The 17,668-nt window shown below is 66.8% G+C and carries 17 protein-coding genes; 12 read left to right on the plus strand and 5 right to left on the minus strand.

Annotated features, from left to right (window positions below):
* Window positions 1–132 precede the first annotated feature (132 nt).
* Window positions 133–450 (minus strand): hypothetical protein, encoded by a 318-nt coding sequence (locus IBX53_RS00975; RefSeq protein ID WP_290903945.1) that lies wholly within the window; start codon window positions 448–450, stop codon window positions 133–135.
* Window positions 451–596: 146 nt separating this feature from the next.
* Here IBX53_RS00975 and IBX53_RS00980 point away from each other — a divergent pair, with 146 nt between their 5' ends.
* From IBX53_RS00980 to IBX53_RS00990, 3 genes are all read left to right on the plus strand, one after another.
* Window positions 597–989, plus strand: coding sequence for an HIT family protein (locus IBX53_RS00980; RefSeq protein WP_290903948.1), 393 nt, complete (start codon window positions 597–599; stop codon window positions 987–989).
* A 46-nt stretch (window positions 990–1,035) separates the two neighbouring features.
* The gene (locus tag IBX53_RS00985) at window positions 1,036–1,674 is read left to right on the plus strand and encodes a lysozyme-like domain containing protein (protein ID WP_290903987.1); all 639 of its coding nucleotides are present in this window, start codon (window positions 1,036–1,038) and stop codon (window positions 1,672–1,674) included.
* A 150-nt stretch (window positions 1,675–1,824) separates the two neighbouring features.
* A complete protein-coding gene (locus tag IBX53_RS00990) occupies window positions 1,825–2,868 on the plus strand; it encodes a patatin-like phospholipase family protein (protein WP_290903950.1) in 1,044 nt (347 codons plus the stop codon).
* A 14-nt stretch (window positions 2,869–2,882) separates the two neighbouring features.
* Here IBX53_RS00990 and mltF read toward each other — a convergent pair whose 3' ends face one another.
* From mltF to IBX53_RS01005, 3 genes are all read right to left on the minus strand, one after another.
* A complete protein-coding gene (gene mltF, locus IBX53_RS00995; protein WP_290903953.1) occupies window positions 2,883–4,250 on the minus strand; it encodes a membrane-bound lytic murein transglycosylase MltF in 1,368 nt (455 codons plus the stop codon).
* 135 nt (window positions 4,251–4,385) lie between these two features.
* Complete coding sequence (locus IBX53_RS01000; RefSeq protein ID WP_290903956.1) at window positions 4,386–4,730, minus strand: hypothetical protein; 345 nt, start codon at window positions 4,728–4,730, stop codon at window positions 4,386–4,388.
* A 55-nt stretch (window positions 4,731–4,785) separates the two neighbouring features.
* A complete protein-coding gene (locus tag IBX53_RS01005) occupies window positions 4,786–5,733 on the minus strand; it encodes a patatin-like phospholipase family protein (protein ID WP_290903957.1) in 948 nt (315 codons plus the stop codon).
* Window positions 5,734–5,876: 143 nt separating this feature from the next.
* On the opposite strand from IBX53_RS01005, the gene ftsH reads away from it, so the two are divergent.
* On the plus strand, window positions 5,877–7,817 hold the full coding sequence (gene ftsH / locus IBX53_RS01010) for an ATP-dependent zinc metalloprotease FtsH (protein ID WP_290903958.1): 1,941 nt from the start codon (window positions 5,877–5,879) through the stop codon (window positions 7,815–7,817).
* A 56-nt stretch (window positions 7,818–7,873) separates the two neighbouring features.
* On the opposite strand, the gene IBX53_RS01015 is transcribed toward ftsH, so the two are convergent.
* The gene (locus tag IBX53_RS01015) at window positions 7,874–9,340 is read right to left on the minus strand and encodes a dihydrolipoyl dehydrogenase (RefSeq protein WP_290903961.1); all 1,467 of its coding nucleotides are present in this window, start codon (window positions 9,338–9,340) and stop codon (window positions 7,874–7,876) included.
* 420 nt (window positions 9,341–9,760) lie between these two features.
* Here IBX53_RS01015 and dbpA point away from each other — a divergent pair, with 420 nt between their 5' ends.
* The 8 genes from dbpA (at window position 9,761) to IBX53_RS01055 (ending at window position 17,581) form a co-directional block, all read left to right on the plus strand.
* On the plus strand, window positions 9,761–11,131 hold the full coding sequence (gene dbpA, locus IBX53_RS01020) for an ATP-dependent RNA helicase DbpA (protein WP_290903990.1): 1,371 nt from the start codon (window positions 9,761–9,763) through the stop codon (window positions 11,129–11,131).
* Between the two features lie 28 nt (window positions 11,132–11,159).
* On the plus strand, window positions 11,160–12,062 hold the full coding sequence (locus IBX53_RS01025; RefSeq protein ID WP_290903964.1) for a PA4780 family RIO1-like protein kinase: 903 nt from the start codon (window positions 11,160–11,162) through the stop codon (window positions 12,060–12,062).
* A gap of 111 nt (window positions 12,063–12,173) precedes the next feature.
* Window positions 12,174–12,920 carry a creatininase family protein gene (locus tag IBX53_RS01030; RefSeq protein WP_290903967.1) on the plus strand — a complete coding sequence of 249 codons (747 nt, stop codon included), beginning with the start codon at window positions 12,174–12,176 and terminating at the stop codon, window positions 12,918–12,920.
* Window positions 12,921–13,006: 86 nt separating this feature from the next.
* The gene (locus IBX53_RS01035; RefSeq protein WP_290903970.1) at window positions 13,007–13,855 is read left to right on the plus strand and encodes a MurR/RpiR family transcriptional regulator; all 849 of its coding nucleotides are present in this window, start codon (window positions 13,007–13,009) and stop codon (window positions 13,853–13,855) included.
* Window positions 13,856–14,065: 210 nt separating this feature from the next.
* Entirely contained in the window at window positions 14,066–15,067 is a 1,002-nt protein-coding gene (locus IBX53_RS01040; protein WP_290903972.1) for a TRAP transporter substrate-binding protein, read from the plus strand.
* Window positions 15,068–15,077: 10 nt separating this feature from the next.
* Window positions 15,078–15,590 (plus strand): TRAP transporter small permease, encoded by a 513-nt coding sequence (locus IBX53_RS01045; RefSeq protein ID WP_290903975.1) that lies wholly within the window; start codon window positions 15,078–15,080, stop codon window positions 15,588–15,590.
* Window positions 15,590–16,876 carry a TRAP transporter large permease gene (locus IBX53_RS01050; RefSeq protein ID WP_290903977.1) on the plus strand — a complete coding sequence of 429 codons (1,287 nt, stop codon included), beginning with the start codon at window positions 15,590–15,592 and terminating at the stop codon, window positions 16,874–16,876. The genes IBX53_RS01045 and IBX53_RS01050 overlap by 1 nt, the downstream gene beginning before the upstream one ends.
* A gap of 18 nt (window positions 16,877–16,894) precedes the next feature.
* Window positions 16,895–17,581, plus strand: coding sequence for an aspartate/glutamate racemase family protein (locus IBX53_RS01055; RefSeq protein WP_290903979.1), 687 nt, complete (start codon window positions 16,895–16,897; stop codon window positions 17,579–17,581).
* The last annotated feature ends 87 nt before the right edge of the window (window positions 17,582–17,668 follow it).

A 17,668-nucleotide genomic window follows, 5' to 3' on the forward strand; every position in this document is an offset into this window, starting at 1 on the left:
GGCCCCAAGGATGGCATGTCGTGTGGCCGGGTGCACCCGGGAGGCCTGCCATCCGGCAGGGCACTCATGAAGACGCCCCATCCGGTCTACCGGATGGGGCGTGGGGATGGCACGCGGCTGCGACGGCGCGTGTCAGTGCCGTTGGTATTCCTCTTCCGCAAACAGCTCGGCCTTGGCGTTGCGCATGACGTCCTCACAGGCGGCCTGTTGGGCCAGCTGGGTGAGCAGGTTCTGGGTCACGGCAAAGCCCTTGCCCATGCAGGTATCGATCTCGTCCCGGCTCACGGCGGGAGAGACGTCGCAGTCGATCTTCAGGGTTCTGCCGCCGCCGTCGAGCCGGTCGGCGAACTCGCGCAGCTGCCAGGCAATTCGCTCCTTCCAGCTGGCCGATTCATCCGCGCCTTCGTTTACGCTAAACGTGCACCGCCATTCAGGTTTGTAGACCTTCATGTGAACCTCCGTGCTGGCTTGGAATGAATGATCGATCGTGTATTCTGCTCCGTACTGAGGGGTATTGCGCCCACAGCATACCGCTTTCGCGCCGACACTGCAGTTTCTGCCGTCGGTCTTGTGTACACATTTCCAGGAGAGCGCCCATGGCAAGCGTCTTCACTCGTATCATGCAGGGAGAGATCCCTGGCCATTTCGTCCATGAGGACGACCAGTGCGTGGTGATCATGACCATTCAGCCGATGAAGCCCGGCCATGTGCTGGTGATCCCCCGGGAGGAGATCGACCACTGGGATGACCTGCCGGCCGACCTGACCGCGCACCTGATGGCGGTGTCACAGCGAGTGACCAAGGGGATCAAGCGCGCCTTCCCCTGCCAGCGGGTGGGGCTGCTGATCGTCGGCCTGGAGGTGCCCCACGTGCATATCCATCTGACGCCCCTCGATGCAATGGAGGATCTTCGGGTGCTGGGGCTGGAAATGGCGCCCGCCGAGGAGCTGGCCGCCGCCGCCGAGAAGATTCGTGCGGCCCTGGCCTGACAGGTGCGGGCTGGGCTGGCGAGGGCCTGGCCTGGCCGAGGGGCGGCTGCGGCGGCTGATCCGCGCCGGCCTGGCTGCGGGCGCGCTGGGCCTGCTCGGCGGCTGTGCGGCGCTGGCCCCCTCGCCGCCGCCGGACCAGAGCAATCTCTGCGAGATCTTCCGCGAGCAGCCGCGCTGGTACGACCACGCTCGGGACTCACAGGAGCGCTGGGGCACGCCCATCGCCACCCAGATGGCCTTCATCCAGCAGGAGTCCTCCTTCCAGAGTCACGTGCGTCCGCCGCGCAAGCGTTACCTGGGATTCATCCCGGGGCCGAGGCCCTCCTCGGCGCGGGGCTATGCCCAGGCTCTGGATCCGGTGTGGGGCGAGTATCGCGATGAGGCCGGTGGCACGCTGGCCCGGCGCAGCCACATGAAGCACGCCACCGACTTCATCGGTTGGTACAACGCGCGCAGCCAGCGGCAGGCAGGTATCTCGCTTCACAACCCCGAGCATCTCTATCTGGCCTATCACGAGGGGGCCGGCGGCTACCGGCGCGGCAGCTACCGCGGCAAGCCCGCCGTGCAGCGGGCGGCCAGCCAGGTCGCTGCCCGTTCCAGCCGCTACCAGTCACAGCTGTCGTCCTGCGAGGCCGAGTTCCAGTGTCGGCGCTTCTACCAGTTCGGGCCCTTCTGCGGGACCTGACGAGTCTGTCAGGGCGCTATGTCCGTTAGCGTACAGACACCCCTCCTCGTCCTGTCTTCATACTGTGGATAGCTCATGCGTCCGGTCCTTCCGTGACCTTCTTGCCGGCCTCGATGCCCGGGCTATCCATCACCCAACAGGACCGATCACATGGTACAGACACCCAAACTCATTAACCTCGCCCTTCAGGGCGGAGGTGCGCATGGCGCTTTCACCTGGGGGGTTCTGGATCGGATTCTTGAGGATGGACGCTTGCGAATCGCCGGTGTGTCGGGCACATCGGCGGGGGCGATGAACGCGGTGGCGATGGCCGATGGCTTCACCCGGGATGGCCCCGAGGGCGGGCGCGCGGCCCTCGAGCATTTCTGGCGATGCATGGGTGACGGTGCGAAGAACAGCCCGCTGAAACGTACGCCATACGACGTGCTGATCGGTAACTGGGGGCTGGAGAACAATCCTGTTTATCACGCGATGGATGCGCTTTCCCGTGTGGCTTCGCCCTATCAGCTTAATCCCATGAAGATCAATCCATTACGCGATATGGTGGAGAAGTGCATCGATTTCGACATGGTGCGTAAATGCACGGCGTTCAAACTGTTCGTTTCGGCTACCAACGTGGAGAGCGGCAACGTCAAGGTCTTCCCTCGAGAGGAATTGACGGTGGATATGTTGATGGCCTCGGCCTGTCTGCCCCATCTCTACCAGGCGGTCGAGATCGACGGCGTGCCCTACTGGGACGGCGGCTATATGGGTAATCCGGCGCTGTTTCCCTTTCATGCCGAGAACGATACCAACGATATCGTGGTGATTCAGATCAATCCGATCGAGCGCAAGGGGGCGCCAAGGAATCCCCAGGACATACAGAACCGGATGAACGAGATCAGTTTCAACAGCAGCCTGCTCAAGGAGCTGCGGGGTATCGATTTCGTCGACCGGCTTATCTGCCAGGGCAAGCTATCGGCCGATGAATACCGTCAGGTGCGGGTGCACGTCGTGGAAAACCAGGCGGAGCTTAAACCGCTGGGGGCTTCATCGAAGATGAATGCCGAATGGGAGTTTCTTACCAAGCTGCGCGATATCGGCCGCGAAACCGTCTCAGGCTGGCTGGATGAAAACTTTGCCGCCATCGGCGAGCGTTCAACTGTTGACCTTCGTCAGATGTTCCAGGGTCTCGGTGCCCAGCATCAAGGGTAAGGATTCCGGTTGCCTCAGTCTATCGAGGCGCTGATCACGTCTCGATAGTTGCGAATGCGCTGCACGAAGTGCACCGGCTCGTAGCCACGCGCGTAGCCGTAGCGGGTGCGGGGGTAGTAGCGCTTGTCCGCCTTGAGCGGCAGAATTTCCTGCATGTCCTCCCAGGAGTCCGGGTTCTTGCCGAGTTCCCGGGCCAGCTCGCGGGCGTCCAGCACGTGGCCGCGGCCGATGTTGTAGCTGGCCAGGGCCAGGTAGGTGCGGTCGGGCTCGGGAATCTCCTCGGGCAGGCGCTGGTGGCGGTCGGCCAGGTAGCGCGCCCCGGCGTCGATCGCCTGGGTCGGGTCCAGGCGGTCCGATACCCCCAGTGACTGCGCGGTGTTGAGGGTCAGCATCATGATGCCGCGCACGCCGGTGGGCGAGACCGCCTGGGGGTTCCAGTGGGATTCCTGGTAGGACAGGGCGGCCAGCAGGTCGGCGGGGATGCCGGTGGAGTGCTCTGCCATCAGGAAGAGTTCCAGGAAGTCGGGCAGTCGCTCGTCGATGCGTTGGTTGAGCGCCCGCAGGTCGACGAAATCGAACTCGTCGATGTAGCCGTAGTACCGGTTCTCCACCGCCTCGATGGCCGCTTCCGCCTCGACAGTGCTACGCCAGTCATGGGTCTGCTCGGCCAGCGCACTCTGGTCGGCGGCCAGGTACCAGCCCAGCCAATCGCCGCTGGTCAGGTTCAGGGCGACCTCCAGGGAGGGGTAGTGGCGTCGTACCACCCGCACGATGTTGGAATCAGCCAGAGTGCAGTCGAGTTCCTGCCCGGCCACCGCGGTCAGCAGCATCTCGGTGGTGCGCGGGTCCTCCTGAAAGGTGATGCCGCTGTGGTCGTTGACCAGCGACGCGAGCTTGTCGGCATAGCTGGAGTCCGCCGTGACGCGAATCTCCACCTCGGCCATCTGCTCCACGCTGCGCGGCAGCGGGCGCGCCTCCCGGTGGCAGACCAGCTGCTCGACAATGGCGGTGTGCGCCGGCCCCGGCAGGAAGCGCTCGTTGCGGGAGGGCAGGTGGGTCAGGCCGGCGGCGGCCATATGGACCTCACCCGCTTCCAGGGCCTGGAGCACCTCGGCGACGGCATCATGCACCGCCCACTCTACCTGCCAGCCCCGTGATTCGGCGAAGCGGCTGACCAGGTCGTGCTCGGGGCCGGCGGGGGCCTCATCGCGATCCAGGTACCAGGTGGTGGCCGCATTGCGGGTGGCCACCTTCAGGATGCCGCTCTCCTCGGGAGAGGCGAGACGCGGACTCTCCTGGCCGCAGCCGGCGAGCATAAGCCCGGCCAGCCCCAGGGTGGGTAGCAGGCTGGCCAGGGGCGTCTTGGCGTGTCGTATGGGCAAGGAAACGTCTCCTGCTGGCTTATCAGGTCACCCTACCAGCCCTCTGGCCGCACACTTCAACGTAGTCCGTCGTAGAGGCGTGCCGCGGATCCGCTGCGCCGAGACCCATCTGCCCCCGGCCGGGGGTATCCGGCGTCACGGGATCTCCCGCCAACCCTCATGGGCGCAGCTGCCGCAGCGATAGAACGCTTCAAAGCCGCCATCGGCGCTCTCGCGGATCGAGCCCTTCTGGAAGTGGAAGCTGCGCAGCGAGCAGACCGGGCAGCGCTCGACATCGTCGCGCGGGGCCTTGGGTGGCGGCCGCTGCCGGTCCGGTTCGCCGCCTGAAGGCGCCGGGGTCTCTGCCATGAGCCGGTCGAGCTCGGAAGAGAGCTCGGCGGCGAGGCCGCGAGCTTCTCCCTCCCTGTCGCTGCCGGCCATGTCGGCCAGCTTGGTGATCCGTGCCTTGAGGGATGTCAGCCGTGACGTGGTGTCGGCCATCGCGGGCCCTCCTGGGTGCTTCGTGGTTGGCCCCTTGAGCATAGCCCCAAGCGGCTCAGGGGATGGCATCGGCATCGGACTGGATTGCCAGCCAGATCGTCAACTGGTCGCGCAGGTCGTCGGCTACCGGCTCGGCCTCGGCGAGGATCTCGTGAATGCGGTTGAAGTGCAGCAGGCGCACCCCCACGGCCTCCGGCTTGAGATAGAGGTGCGGGCGTCGATGCGCCAGCGCCTGCCGGATCAGCGACTGCTGCATGATGCTGAACGTCTTGAACAGCAGATCGGTGATGCCGGGCTCGGGGTCGCTGTCCGGGTGGCGGGCGCCGGAGACGTCCACCGCGATCACCAGGTCCATGTCGTCGAGCAGCAGATCATAGGGCAGGGGGTTGGAGGTGCCGCCGTCGATCAGCAACTGCTCGCCGCGGTGCACCGGCGAGAACAGCCCAGGCACTGCCATGCTCGCCTCGATGGCCGGGAAGAGAGGACCCTCCTTGATCGCTATGCTGTCGCCGGTCCAGTAGTCGGTGGCCACCACCGAGAGCGGAATGCGCAGGTCGTCGAAGGTGCGCGCCTCGGTGTGCCCGGCCAGGAAACGCAGGAAGCCCCCGGAGTCGAACAGGCCGCCGTCACTCAGGCCGAGCTGCAGCAGGTCCACCAGGTCCAGCTCCGAGCCGGCGAGACCCGAGAGGGCATCCAGCGGCGAGCCCGCCACGTCGTCGAAGATGTTCTGTATCTCGTCGGCGGAGAGCCCCGCCGCATAGAGCCCTCCGATCACCGCGCCGATACTGGTACCGGCGATGCGATCGGGGACGATCTCGAGATCATCGAAGACCTGCAGCACGGCGATGTGTGCCAGGCCGTTGGCCCCACCAGAGCCCAGCGCCAGGCCGAGGGTGGGACGCAGCAGCCGTTCGTCGGCCGGTAGCGGCACTGGCAGCAGCAGGGCCAGGCACAGCAGCCAGGCGGCCAGTGGCCTGAGCTTGGCAGGGGGCGAAGGGCTCATCACACTCTCCTGATGGAACGGTCGCTGTCCGTCACTATCGCACAGCCACTGGGCGCCGCCCATGCCCGGCCATGGCGCGGGCCTTGCCAGGGCGCGGGCTCGGGGCCATGGTTGTGTAAGAGTCCCGCCACCTCGAGTCTGCCATGGCCGTTCCTGCGCCTTCTGCCCCGCCGCCCGCGCCTCGCCCCGATCCTCGGCAGCCGCCGACCCAAGGGCAGGAGCCTTCCCCCGGCTCGCCTCGCCAGCAGTGGCTGCTGTTCGTGTGGATGGCCTTCGTGATCCTGGTGATGTTCCAGTACCTGGAGGGCACCCAGCACCAGGCGCGGGTCGAGCTGACCTATTCCGACTTCCTGGAGGCGGTGGACGCCGGCCACGTCGACGAGGTGACGTTACGCGGCCAGTCCCTCGAGGGGCGCTTCAGCGATTCGGGCCGGCTGGACCTCGACCTCGGCGAGGCCGAGGCCTTCTCCACCACGCGGCCGGATGTGGAGAGCGAACGCCTGCTGGAGCGCCTGGAGAGCCACGGCGTGCGGATCGCGGCGCGACCGACGGATCCCGCGCTGTGGCAGCGCCTGCTGGCCGGCGTGGTGCCCTTGCTGCTGATGCTGGCGCTGCTGTTCTGGTTCTGGAACCGCATGCAGGAGCGCCTGACCGGTGGCGGTGGCACCTTCGGCATGGGCCGGTCCCGGGCGCGCCTGGTGGAGCCCCAGCAGAGCAAGGTGAAGCTGGCCGACGTGGCGGGCTCCGAGAACGCCAAGCGCGATATCCTCGAGGTGATCGAATTCCTCAAGGAGCCCGCGCGCTTCCAGGCGCTGGGCGCGCGCATTCCCCGCGGCATCCTGATGATGGGCCCGCCGGGCACCGGCAAGACGCTGATGGCCAGGGCGGTGGCCGGCGAGGCCGGGGTGCCCTTCTTCAGCATCAGCGGCTCGGAGTTCATCGAGATGTTCGTGGGGGTGGGGGCCTCGCGGGTGCGCGACCTGTTCCGCCAGGCCAAGGAGAAGGCGCCCTCGGTGGTGTTCATCGACGAGATCGACTCCATCGGCCGCACCCGGGGCACCGGGGTCGGCGGCGGCCACGACGAGCGCGAGCAGACCCTCAACCAGATCCTCGCCGAGCTGGATGGCTTCGAGGGCCACGAGTCGGTGGTCGTGCTGGCCGCCACCAACCGCCCCGACGTGCTCGACCCGGCGCTGCTGCGTCCGGGACGCTTCGACCGCAAGGTGACCCTGGAGAACCCCCATCGCGATGCCCGCGAGGCGATCCTCAAGGTGCATACCCGGCAGATGCCGCTGGCCGCCGACGTGGACCTGGCGCGGCTGGCCGAGATCACCATCGGCTTCTCGGGGGCGGATCTGGCCAACCTGGCCAACGAGGCGGCGCTGCTGGCCGGGCGGCGGGGTCGGGCCGACCTCGACTGGGCCTGCTTCGTCGACGCCCGTGACCGGGTGATGCTGGGCGAGGAGCGCGACCTGGGGCTCTCCGAGGCCCAGCGCCGTGTGGTGGCCTTCCACGAGGCGGGGCATGCGCTGCTGGCCCACCTGCTGCCCCACGCCGACCGGCTGGAGAAGGTCACCATCCTGCCCCGGGGGCGCACCCTGGGCGTCACCGCCCAGGTGCCGGACGAGGAGCGGGTCAACTACAGCGAGTCCTGGCTGCACGACCGCCTGACGGTGATGTTCGGCGGCCGGCTGGCCGAGTCGATCGTCTTCGGCGAGTTGAGCAGTGGCGCGGAGAACGATCTGGAGCAGGCGACCTACCTGGCGCGGCGCATGGTGGCGCGCTGGGGCATGAGCGAGCGTATCGGCCCGGTGGCGCTCTCCCAGGGACAGGAGCATGCCTTCCTGGGGCGCGAGATGACCCAGCTGCGCGAGCACAGCGAGGCCACCGCCGGCCTGGTGGACGAGGAGATTCGCCGGCTGCTGGGCGAGATGGAGGCCCGGGGGCGCCGGCTGCTGGAGCAGCATCGCGTGGCGCTGGACGCGCTGGCCGCGGCGCTGGAGACGCGCGAGACGCTGGAGGGCGATCAGATCCGCGAGGTGCTCGAGGCCGCCGATGCCGCCCGGCTGCCGGTGCGGGCCTGAGGGCAAGGCCGGCGAGGAGACCCGGGCACCTGGCCCGGGCGGGGCACGGGCAAGGCTCAGTCGCCCGGCCCACACTCCATGCAGCGCTCGGTGATCGCCGGGCCCTGCTGCAGGTTGGCATTGAGATCGCGGAGGGCGCTGCGCAGCCCCTCCTCGAGCACCGGATGGTAGAAGGGCATCTCGAGGATGCGGCTCACGCTGGGCTTCTCTTCCAGCATCCAGGCCAGCAGGTGCGCCATGTGCTCCACCCGGGGGCCAAACAGTTCGGCGCCCAGGAACAGGCCCGAGCCGTGCTCGGCGTAGAGGCGCATCAGGCCCCGATTCTGGCGCATCACCACGGCGCGCCCCTGGTCCTCGAAGGAGGCCTCGCCCACGGCCAGGCAGTCGCAGCCGCCCAGGCGCTTCTCCAGCTCGGCATAGCCCTCGCCAATGGTGGCCATCTGCGGCTCGGTGAAGACGATGGCCAGCGGCACGTTGCGCCGCCCGGCGCGCAGCTCGGGAAAGCGCCCGGCGTTGTCGCCGGCGATCCGCCCCTCGGTATTGGCCACGTGCAGCAGCGGCAGCGCCTGGTTGGCATCGCCGGCGATGAAGACGTGGCTGGGGCTGTCATCGGCATTGCGGCACTGCAGGGTAAAGCGGTTGTAGTACGGCACGCCCTTGTCGTCCAGCGCCAGGCCCGCGTTCTCCAGGTCGAGCCGGTCGACGTTGGGACGCCGGCCGGTGGCCGCGAGCAGGTAGTCGAAGCGCTCGGTGAGGCGCTTGCCGGTGTCGCGCTCGACGAAGGTGATCACCACGGCGTCGCCGTCGCGCTCGATGCTCTCCACCTTGGCGTCGGGGTCGACGTAGAACTCCTCGTTGAAGGTGCGATCGGCGTAGTCCCTCACCACCTCGTCCCGGAAGGGGCCCAGGGCGCCGCCCACGCCAAAGACCCGCAGCCGCACGCCCAGCCGGTGGAGCGCCTGGCCGAGCTCCAGGCCAATCACCCCGGGGCCGAACACGGCGACGGACTCGGGCAGGTCGTCCCACTCGAAGACGGCGTCGTTGGTGACCAGCCGGTCGCCTGCCGCCTCGAAGAAGCCCGGCCAGGTGCCGCGCGAGCCGGTGGCGATGATGATGGTGCGTGCCGTCACGCGGGTATGGTCACCGACGTTCAGGGTGTGCGGCTCCTCGAAGCGCGCATGGCCCTCGAGGCGGTTGGCCTCGCCCAGGCGCTCCACCGTCTTCATCACGCTACCCACGAAGCCGTCGCGTTTGCGCTGGACGCGCTCCATGACGGCGCGGCCATCCACCTCCACGGGGCCCGTGCGCACGCCGAAGCCGCCGGCATCGCGGGCGTGGTGGGCCGCCTCGGCGGCGGCGATCAGCAGCTTGGAGGGCATGCAGCCCACCCGGGCGCAGGTGGTGCCGTACTCGCCCCCCTCGATCATCAGCACGCTGTCGCTGTGCTTGCGGGCGGCGTGCCAGGCGCTCAGGCCGGCACTGCCGGCGCCGATGATGGCGATATCGACTTCACGTTCCTGCATAGCGGTGTCCTTTCCTTGGTGGGCGCGTCGATGTGCATGGCTCCACTATGGCACAGGGTGGGGTGGGCCGCCGCCCCCTCAGTTGGCCAGGCGCAGGGCGAAGCTGATCAGCAGAGAGTCGAAGGTCCAGCGCTGCAGGGCGGCGAGGTGCTGGCCACGCGGCAGCCGTGATTCCCATCCGCTCGTGCCTGCGGCGGCGAGCCAGCTGGCAGTCGGTATCTACAGCGTGCCGGTCGGCTTTCTGCTATCCTGCAGGCCTTCCACTCTCCCGCTTCCCCGGCCCATGCCGCCCGGCCTTCGCTGTTCTTCATTGTCGAGCCCGGCCGTCATCGACCCCGGCTCGATCGCTGTCGCCGGCGCCCCCTATCTTGTCTGCAGGATGTTCCCTTGTCTGATTCCTCCCCCGATGCCGCCTTCGCCATGCTGCCGCTGGCACCGGAGCTGCTCGACAACCTCGCCTCCCTGGGTTTCGCCGCCATGACGCCGATCCAGGCCGAGAGCCTGCCGCCTATCCTGGCCGGCCACGATGTGATCGCCCGGGCGAAGACCGGCTCCGGCAAGACCGCGGCCTTCGGCCTGGGGCTGCTCTCGCGGCTCGAGCTCGCCAGCTTCGCGGTGCAGGGGCTCATCCTCTGCCCGACCCGGGAGCTGGCCGACCAGGTGGCCGGCGAACTGCGTCGGCTGGCGCGCGGCCTGCCCAACGTCAAGGTACTGACCCTGTGCGGCGGCGCCCCCTTCGGCCCGCAGCTTGCCTCCCTGGCCCACGGCGCGCATATCGTGGTGGGCACCCCGGGGCGGATCGAGGAGCATCTGCGCAAGGGCTCGCTCGCCCTCGACGGGCTTGCGACCCTGGTGCTGGACGAGGCCGACCGCATGCTCGACATGGGCTTCCAGGCGAGCCTCGAGGCGATCGTCGCCGAGACCCCGGCTTCCCGCCAGACGCTGCTGTTCAGCGCCACCTTCTCCGACGCCGTGCGACCCGTGGCCGCGGCGCTGATGCGTGAGCCGGTGACGGTGGAGGTGGCCGAGACACACGACGCCAGCAGCATTCATGAGCGTGTCTACCGCGTCGCCGACGGCGACGCGGCGCGCCTGGAGGGGCTGTGCCGGCTGCTGCTGCACCTTCGCCCGACGTCCAGCGTGGTGTTCTGCAACACCAAGCGCGAGACCGACGAAGTGGCCCAGGCGCTTGAGGCGGCGGGCTTCAGCGCCCTGGCGCTGCACGGCGACCTGGAGCAGGCCGACCGCGACCGCCTGCTGGTGCTGTTCGCGAACCGCAGCGCCTCCATCCTGGTGGCCACCGACGTGGCGGCCCGCGGGCTCGACATTGCCGAGCTGGATGCGGTGTTCAACTATCAGATCGCCCGGGATCTCGAGGTGCACGTGCACCGCGTCGGGCGCACCGGCCGGGCCGGCAGCGCCGGCATCGCCTGCACCCTGGTCGGCGAGTCCGAGGACTACCGGCTGGCGCGCCTGACCGATTTCCTGGGCGAGCCTCTCGAGGAGGCCTCGCTGCCGCCCCGCGCGGTGCTTTCCCGCGAGCCCCTGGCACCGCCCATGGCGACCCTGCAGATCGGGGCCGGCAAGAAGCAGAAGGTGCGCCCCGGGGATATCCTCGGCGCCCTGACCGGCGAGGCGGGCCTGGCCGGCGATCAGGTGGGCAGGATCAAGGTGCTGGCCAACAGCGCCTACGTGGCCGTTCAGCGCGAGGTGGCCGACCAGGCCCTGGAGCGACTGATCAACGGCAGAATCAAGGGGCGCACTTTCCGCGCCCGGCGCGTCAGCCACTGAGGCGCATCGGCGAACCCCAGAGGGACAGATGAAGATACCCAAGCGACTGCAGCCGCTGGTGGACGACGGCCTGATCGAGGCGGTCGAAAGCCAGCTGATGAGCGGAAAAGAGGCCCAGGTCTATGTGGTGCTCTCCCACGGGGAGCGGCGCTGCGCCAAGGTCTTCAAGGAGGCCAAGCAGCGCAGCTTCAAGCAGGCCGTGCAGTACCAGGAGGGGCGCCGCGAGCGCAACAGCCGCCGCTCCCGGGCCATGGCCAAGAAGACCCGCTTCGGCCAGAAGGAGCAGGAGCAGGCCTGGCTCAACGCCGAGGTCGATGCCCTCTACCGGCTGGCCGCGGCGGACGTGCGGGTGCCCAAGCCCTACGGCTTCATCGACGGCGTGCTGCTGATGGAGATGATCTCCGACGCCGAGGGCCTCACGGCCCCGCGCCTGGATGACGTCACCCTGAGTCCCGAGCAGGCCCGGGAGTACTACGCCAAGATCATCCGTGACGTGGTGAAGATGCTGTGCGCCGGCCTGATCCACGGCGACCTCTCCGAGTTCAACGTGCTGCTGGCCACCGATGGCCCGGTGATCATCGACCTGCCCCAGGCGGTGGATGCCGCCGGCAATAACAGCGCCGAGTGGATGTTCGAGCGCGACGTGGACAACATGCGCCGCTACTTCGGCCGCTTCGCGCCGGAGCTTCTGGTCACCGACTATGGCAAGGAGATCTGGGCGCTCTATGAGGCGGGCGAGCTGCACCCGGAGAGCGAGCTCACCGGCTGCTTCGTGCATGACACCGCGCCGGTCGATGTCGACGACCTGATGACGGTGATCGACGATGTGCGCGACGAGGAAGCCTACCGCCAGGCGGCCCTCAACCGCGGCGATGAGCCCGGGGTCGAGGAGGCCGCGGAGGAGTGGCAGGAGTCCCAGAAGGAGCGCTGAGAGGGGGAAAGTCGCGGCAGTGCCGGGGCGGTGTCTTGGCAAGGGGGCAAGGACAGCGCCCCGGCGGATCTGCCATCATGGCGTCATGAACCACGGTACGGGAGAACACCGATGCGACTGCAGCACGCCACCTGGCAGGAGGTGGAAGCCTACCTGGCACACTCGACGGGCATCATCCTGCCCATCGGCTCCACCGAACAGCACGGGCCCAACGGCCCGATCGGCACCGATGCCCTGTGCCCCGAGGCGATCGCCTGGGCGCTGGGCGAGCGGCACGGGGTGCTGGTCGGCCCGACCCAGGCGATCGGCATGGCGCAGCACCACCTGGCCTTTCCCGGCAGCCTTACCCTGCGCCCGAGCACCCTGGTCGCGGTGCTGCGCGACACCATCGAGTCACTCGCCCATCACGGCTTCACCCACGTCTTCTTCCTCAACGGTCACGGGGGCAATATTGCCACCGTGAACGCGGCCTTCGCCGAGGTGCTCGCCGAGCGCAGCCTGGCTCCCCGCCCGACCGATGAGCTCCACCTGCGGCTCTTCAACTGGTTCGCCGGCCGGCGCGGCCGCGAGCTGGCCGAGTCCCTCTACGGTGAGGCCGAGGGTGCCCACGCCACCGCCTCCGAGGTGTCGCTGGCCTGGCACGCCGCTCCCCAGACGGTGAGAAGCGTGGCCATGTCGCCGCGCCTCGCGCCCACCGGCAGCGCCCAGTGTGATGCCCACACCTTCCGACGGCGCTTCCCGGACGGGCGCATGGGCTCCGACCCTTCCCTGGCCAGCGCCGAGCACGGCGCGCGCTTCCTGGAGGCGGGCGTCGAGGACGCCTGGGAGGCCTACCAGGCGTTCGTCGAGGGTAGCTAGCTGATCGGCGCTGTCGGCCGGTCAGGAGGCTCCAGGGTGGCTTTCTGCTATCGTGAGGCGTCACCGGCACTGGAGATGGGTTCATCATGACGGCCAGGAAGCCCTCTTTCGTCACTCTGATCAAGTCTGCCCTGCCCAACCTGCACCCGACGGAACGCCGTCTTGCGGAGTTCATTCTCGATTTCCCCGGCGAACTGGCCAGCTATAACGCCTCGGAGCTGGCGGGGCTCGCCAACGTTTCCAACGCCACCGTGACCCGCTTCATCAAGAAGCTTGGCTACCGCTCCTACGAGGAGGCACGCCAGCACGTGCGCGCCAACCGGGAAGAGGGGGCGGCGCTGCTGCTGGTGGAAGGCAAACAGGTCGACTCCGAGAACAGTCGCTTTCTGCAGCACATAGGCCAGGCCATCGCCAACCTGCAGCAGGTCGGGGCGAGTGTGTCTCAGCGAGAGGTGGATGAGGTGGCTCGCGCCATGCTGTCGGCGCGCCGGGTGTGGATCATCGGCTTCCGCAGCAGCCACGCCTTCGCCGAATACCTCAACTGGCAGATCCTTCAGGTGCTCGAGCACACCGCGCTGCTGCCCAAGGCCGCGGAGACCCTGGCCGAGAGCCTGGTCAGTATCACCCCCGAAGACTGCGTGGTGCTGTTCGGCATGAAGCGCCGGGCGGCACAGTTGGAGGGCGTGGCCGAGCAACTGGTGCTTAGCGGGGCCAGGGTGCTCTTCATTACCGATGAGAGCGCGTCACGTGAGTCTCGTTTTACCTGGCATTTCCGCTGCCGCACGGCGGCGCCGGGGCCGCTTTTCAACCATGTGGCGGTGCTGGCACTCAGCCACTACCTCGCCACTCGAGTGCTCGAGCTCTCCGGCGCTACGGGGCGTCAGCGGATGACAGATATCGAGGCCATTCACGAGGCACTCGACGAGCTGCAGTGAGCCGGGGTGGTGCATGGTGTGGTGATAGTGCACGTTCCTTGTGCAGATTTTACTCTTCCTGAATGTCCTGTCGGCTCCTTGATCGCCTTTCTTTCGGGCTATTCTTCTGTTTGATAAAGTGAAAATATTTTTTCTTATAATGATGGCATGAAAATTGGATTTCTTTTTGGTGTCCGTTCACCACATCCGACATCCAAAGAGGCGTTCCTCATGTCCATCACTTCCCGCACTCCCTTCAAGCCACTGGTCGTCGTAACCTCACTGGTGGCGCTGGCGTCGACTTCGACGGCCTTCGCCAACCCCGTCGAGATCCAGATCAACAGCACTCACTCGTCGGGCTCCTTCGCCCACATCTTCCTGGAGACATTCAGCGAGCGCCTGGAGGAAGAGGCGCCAGGGCGCTTCAACGTTCGTCTGTTCATGGGTGGCACACTGGGCGGTGAAGACGACGTGCTGCAGGGGCTGGGGATGGGAACCCACCATGCCTCCCTGGCCGCGTCAGCCACGTCGCAGTTCAATGCGAGAACCGGCATCTTCGATCTGCCCTACCTGTTCGAGAACCGCGATGATGTGGCCTATTTCGCCGAGAGCGAAGCGGGCGATCTGCTGCGCGAGGGATTCCAGGGTACCGGGATGCGCCTGCTGGCGATGTGGGACAACGGCTTTCGCAATATCACCAACAACGTCCGGCCGATCGTGGTGCCCGAGGACCTGAACGGCCTGCGTATCCGCACCCCGAACAACCGGCAGCGCGTTGCCATGTTCAACCATCTGGGTGCCAACGCCACACCGCTGGCCTTCGGTGAGGTCTACTCGGCCCTGGATCAGGGCGTGATCGATGGCCAGGAGAACCCGGCTCATGTGGTGAAGACGGCGCGTCTCGACGAAGTGCAGGACTATCTGTCGGTCTCCAACCATGTCTATCTGCCCACCTTCCTGCTGTTCGGTGAGCCCTTCCTCAACCGTCTGGACGAGGAGGACGTCGAGGCGCTCGAGCGGGTGGCCCAGGCGATGGCGCCCTGGACCTTCACCTGGGGCGAAGAAACCGATGCGGCGGTGCTGGCCGAGTTGGAGAGCAGCATCGAGGTCAACGAGATCGACTTTGCGTCATTCCGGGAAGCCGCTCTTCCGCTCTACAAGGAACCAGTCTTCGTTAACGCCATTGGGCAGGACATGATTGACGTCACGCTCGATGTGATGAGCCAACGTTGAGGGAGGTTCCATGACACCGACCGTGATTCAGGGAATAGAGCGACTTTTCCTGCGCCTTCTCGACAGCATGGTGGTCTTTCTGGCTGGCCTGCTGCTGGTACTGCTCAACTATGCGGTGTTCTCGCGTTTCGTCCTGAATGCCTCGGTGTCATGGGGGGAGGAGCTGCCGGCCAACCTGCTGGCGGTGCTCACCTTCATCGGTGCTGCCTACCTGACGAAGATCAACGAACACCTCGGCTTCGACAGCGTACTGCGGCTCATGCCACTGGCGGTGCAGCGGATATTGCTGTGCGTCAACCATGCTTTCATGCTGGCCTTTGCCCTGGTGGTCGCCTACTACGGCATGCAGGCCAGCCTGGGCTTCCACGGGCGCTCGCTGATCTCCATTGACCTGCCCATGGCGCTTTTCCGCTGGGCGATGCCGATCGGTTGTGGCTTGATCGCCATCATCTGCGCTATCCGCCTGGTCGGGTTAGCCACCGGCATGATCGCTCCCAGCGAACTCTATCCGGAGACCGACTGATGCCCCTGGAGCCTGGCTACCTTATCCTGACGATGCTGGTGTTCTTCCTGCTTACCGGCATGCCGATCGCCTTCGTGCTGGGCGTGACAGCAATGGTCATGATCCTGCTCGACCCCAGCGTGATGCCCCAGATCATGGGAATGGTGCCCTTCGGCGGGGCCAATAACTATCTTCTGGTGGCGGCGCTCCTGTTCATGGTCGCCGGCGAGGTAATGAATCAAGGGCGCATCGCCGAGCGCCTGATCAACTTCGCCAGTTCCCTGGTGGGCCACATCCGCGGCGGTCTGGCCCATGTCAACATCCTGACCTCGCTGTTCTTCTCCGAGATTTCCGGCACCGCGACGTCGGATGCGGCAGCGATCGGTTCGGTGATGATCCCGCAGATGAAGAAGCGCGGCTATACCGTGGCCTTCGCCGCGGCCGTCACCGCGACCTCGGCGACCATGGCGATCATTGTGCCGCCGAGCCTCAATCTGATCCTCTACGCCTATGTCTCGGACACTTCAATTGCCCAGCTATTTGCTGCAGGGATCATTCCTGGTTTCGTGGTCTGCTTTGCGCTGATGTTCACCGCCTACGTGATATCGGTGCGTCAGGGTTATCCCATCGAGGGCAAGTTCGTCTTCAAGAACATGATCGATACGGGGCGGGAAGCGATCATCCCCATCACCCTGCCGATCCTGATTCTGGGCGGTATCCTCGGAGGCATCTTCACGCCTACCGAGGCGGGAGCCGTGGCGGCTCTGTGGGCGATCATTCTGGCAACGCTCTACTATCGTTCGCTGACCTTCCGTGCGTTGCTCGACACCCTGCGCGTGGCTGGAAAGCGCAGCGCCATGTTGATGTTCATCGTTGCCACTTCGACGCTGCTGGGCTGGTACTTGACCAACAAGGGGATTCCCCAGGACATCGCCGAAGGGATCCTGGGCATCTCCGACAACTACTGGGTGGTGCTGCTGGCGATCAACGTCTTCTTCCTGCTGGCGGGGACCATCGTCCACGGCACGCCGGCGATCCTGATGCTGGTGCCCATCTTCCTGCCGCTCGCCGACCAGTTGGGCATCGACCGGGTGCACTTCGGGCTGATAGTGACCATCAACCTCGGCATCGGTCAGCAAACCCCGCCGGTGGCCTCGGTGGTGCTGGTCACCTGCTCGATCGCGCGCATCAGCATTGGTGCGATCATCCCGTCGCTGGCCTGGTTCCTGCTTGCCATGCTGGTGGTGCTGGCGCTGATCAATGTCTTCCCGGCTCTGTCGCTCTGGCTGCCTTCGATCATTCTTTAAACGGACAGGGATACGTCAATGCGACTTCTGGTCATCAATCCCAACTCCTCGCCCGGCGTGACCCGGCATATCGGGACGGCCGCCTGGCGGGTCGCGCTGCCAGGAGACGAAATCGTCGTCACTCAGGCCGATGGGGCGCCGCCGCTGATCATCGACGAGGAGGATGCACGGTTGGCCGAGCAGGCCGTGGTAGAGACGGTGCTGGCGAGGGGGAGCGGAGTCGACGGCATTGTGGTGGCCTCCTTCGGCGACACCGGAGCCGAGGCACTCAGGCGCCTGGTGGATTGCCCGGTGGTAGGCATCGGCCACGCCTCCCTGCTCACCGCCAGTGCCCTGGGCGGACCCTTCGCCATCGTCTCCTTCTCGCCGGCCGTAGTCCCCTCCATGCAGCAGTTGGTGACCGGCTACGGCATGGAGGGAAGGCTCGCCGGCATCCATGTGGTCGACCTGCCGCTGCCAGAGGACCCGGGGGAGATCCAGTCCGCTGTGCAGAGGGCGCTGCTGGAGCGCTGCCGGGAGGTGGCAGAGCGGGGCGAGTGCAGCAGCATCATCCTGGGGGGCGGCCCGTTGGCCGGGCTGGCGCTGCGCCTGGCGCCCTCGCTCTCGCTGCCGGTGATCGATGCCACCATGGCCGCCGTGCAGCTTCAGCGCTCCCTACAGCTGTTTCGGGGGAATGAGCAGGCAGGGTGCCACGGGGTGACGTGATGCTGGACGCTCCAGCACTCCGTCTCTAAGAAACCCGCCTGCCAACCCTGTCAGGCTCGACTAGTCTTGGAGGGCGGGAGCGGGCCA

Source organism: Halomonas sp., from assembly GCF_014859505.1.
Taxonomy (GTDB): Bacteria; Pseudomonadota; Gammaproteobacteria; order Pseudomonadales; family Halomonadaceae; genus Halomonas.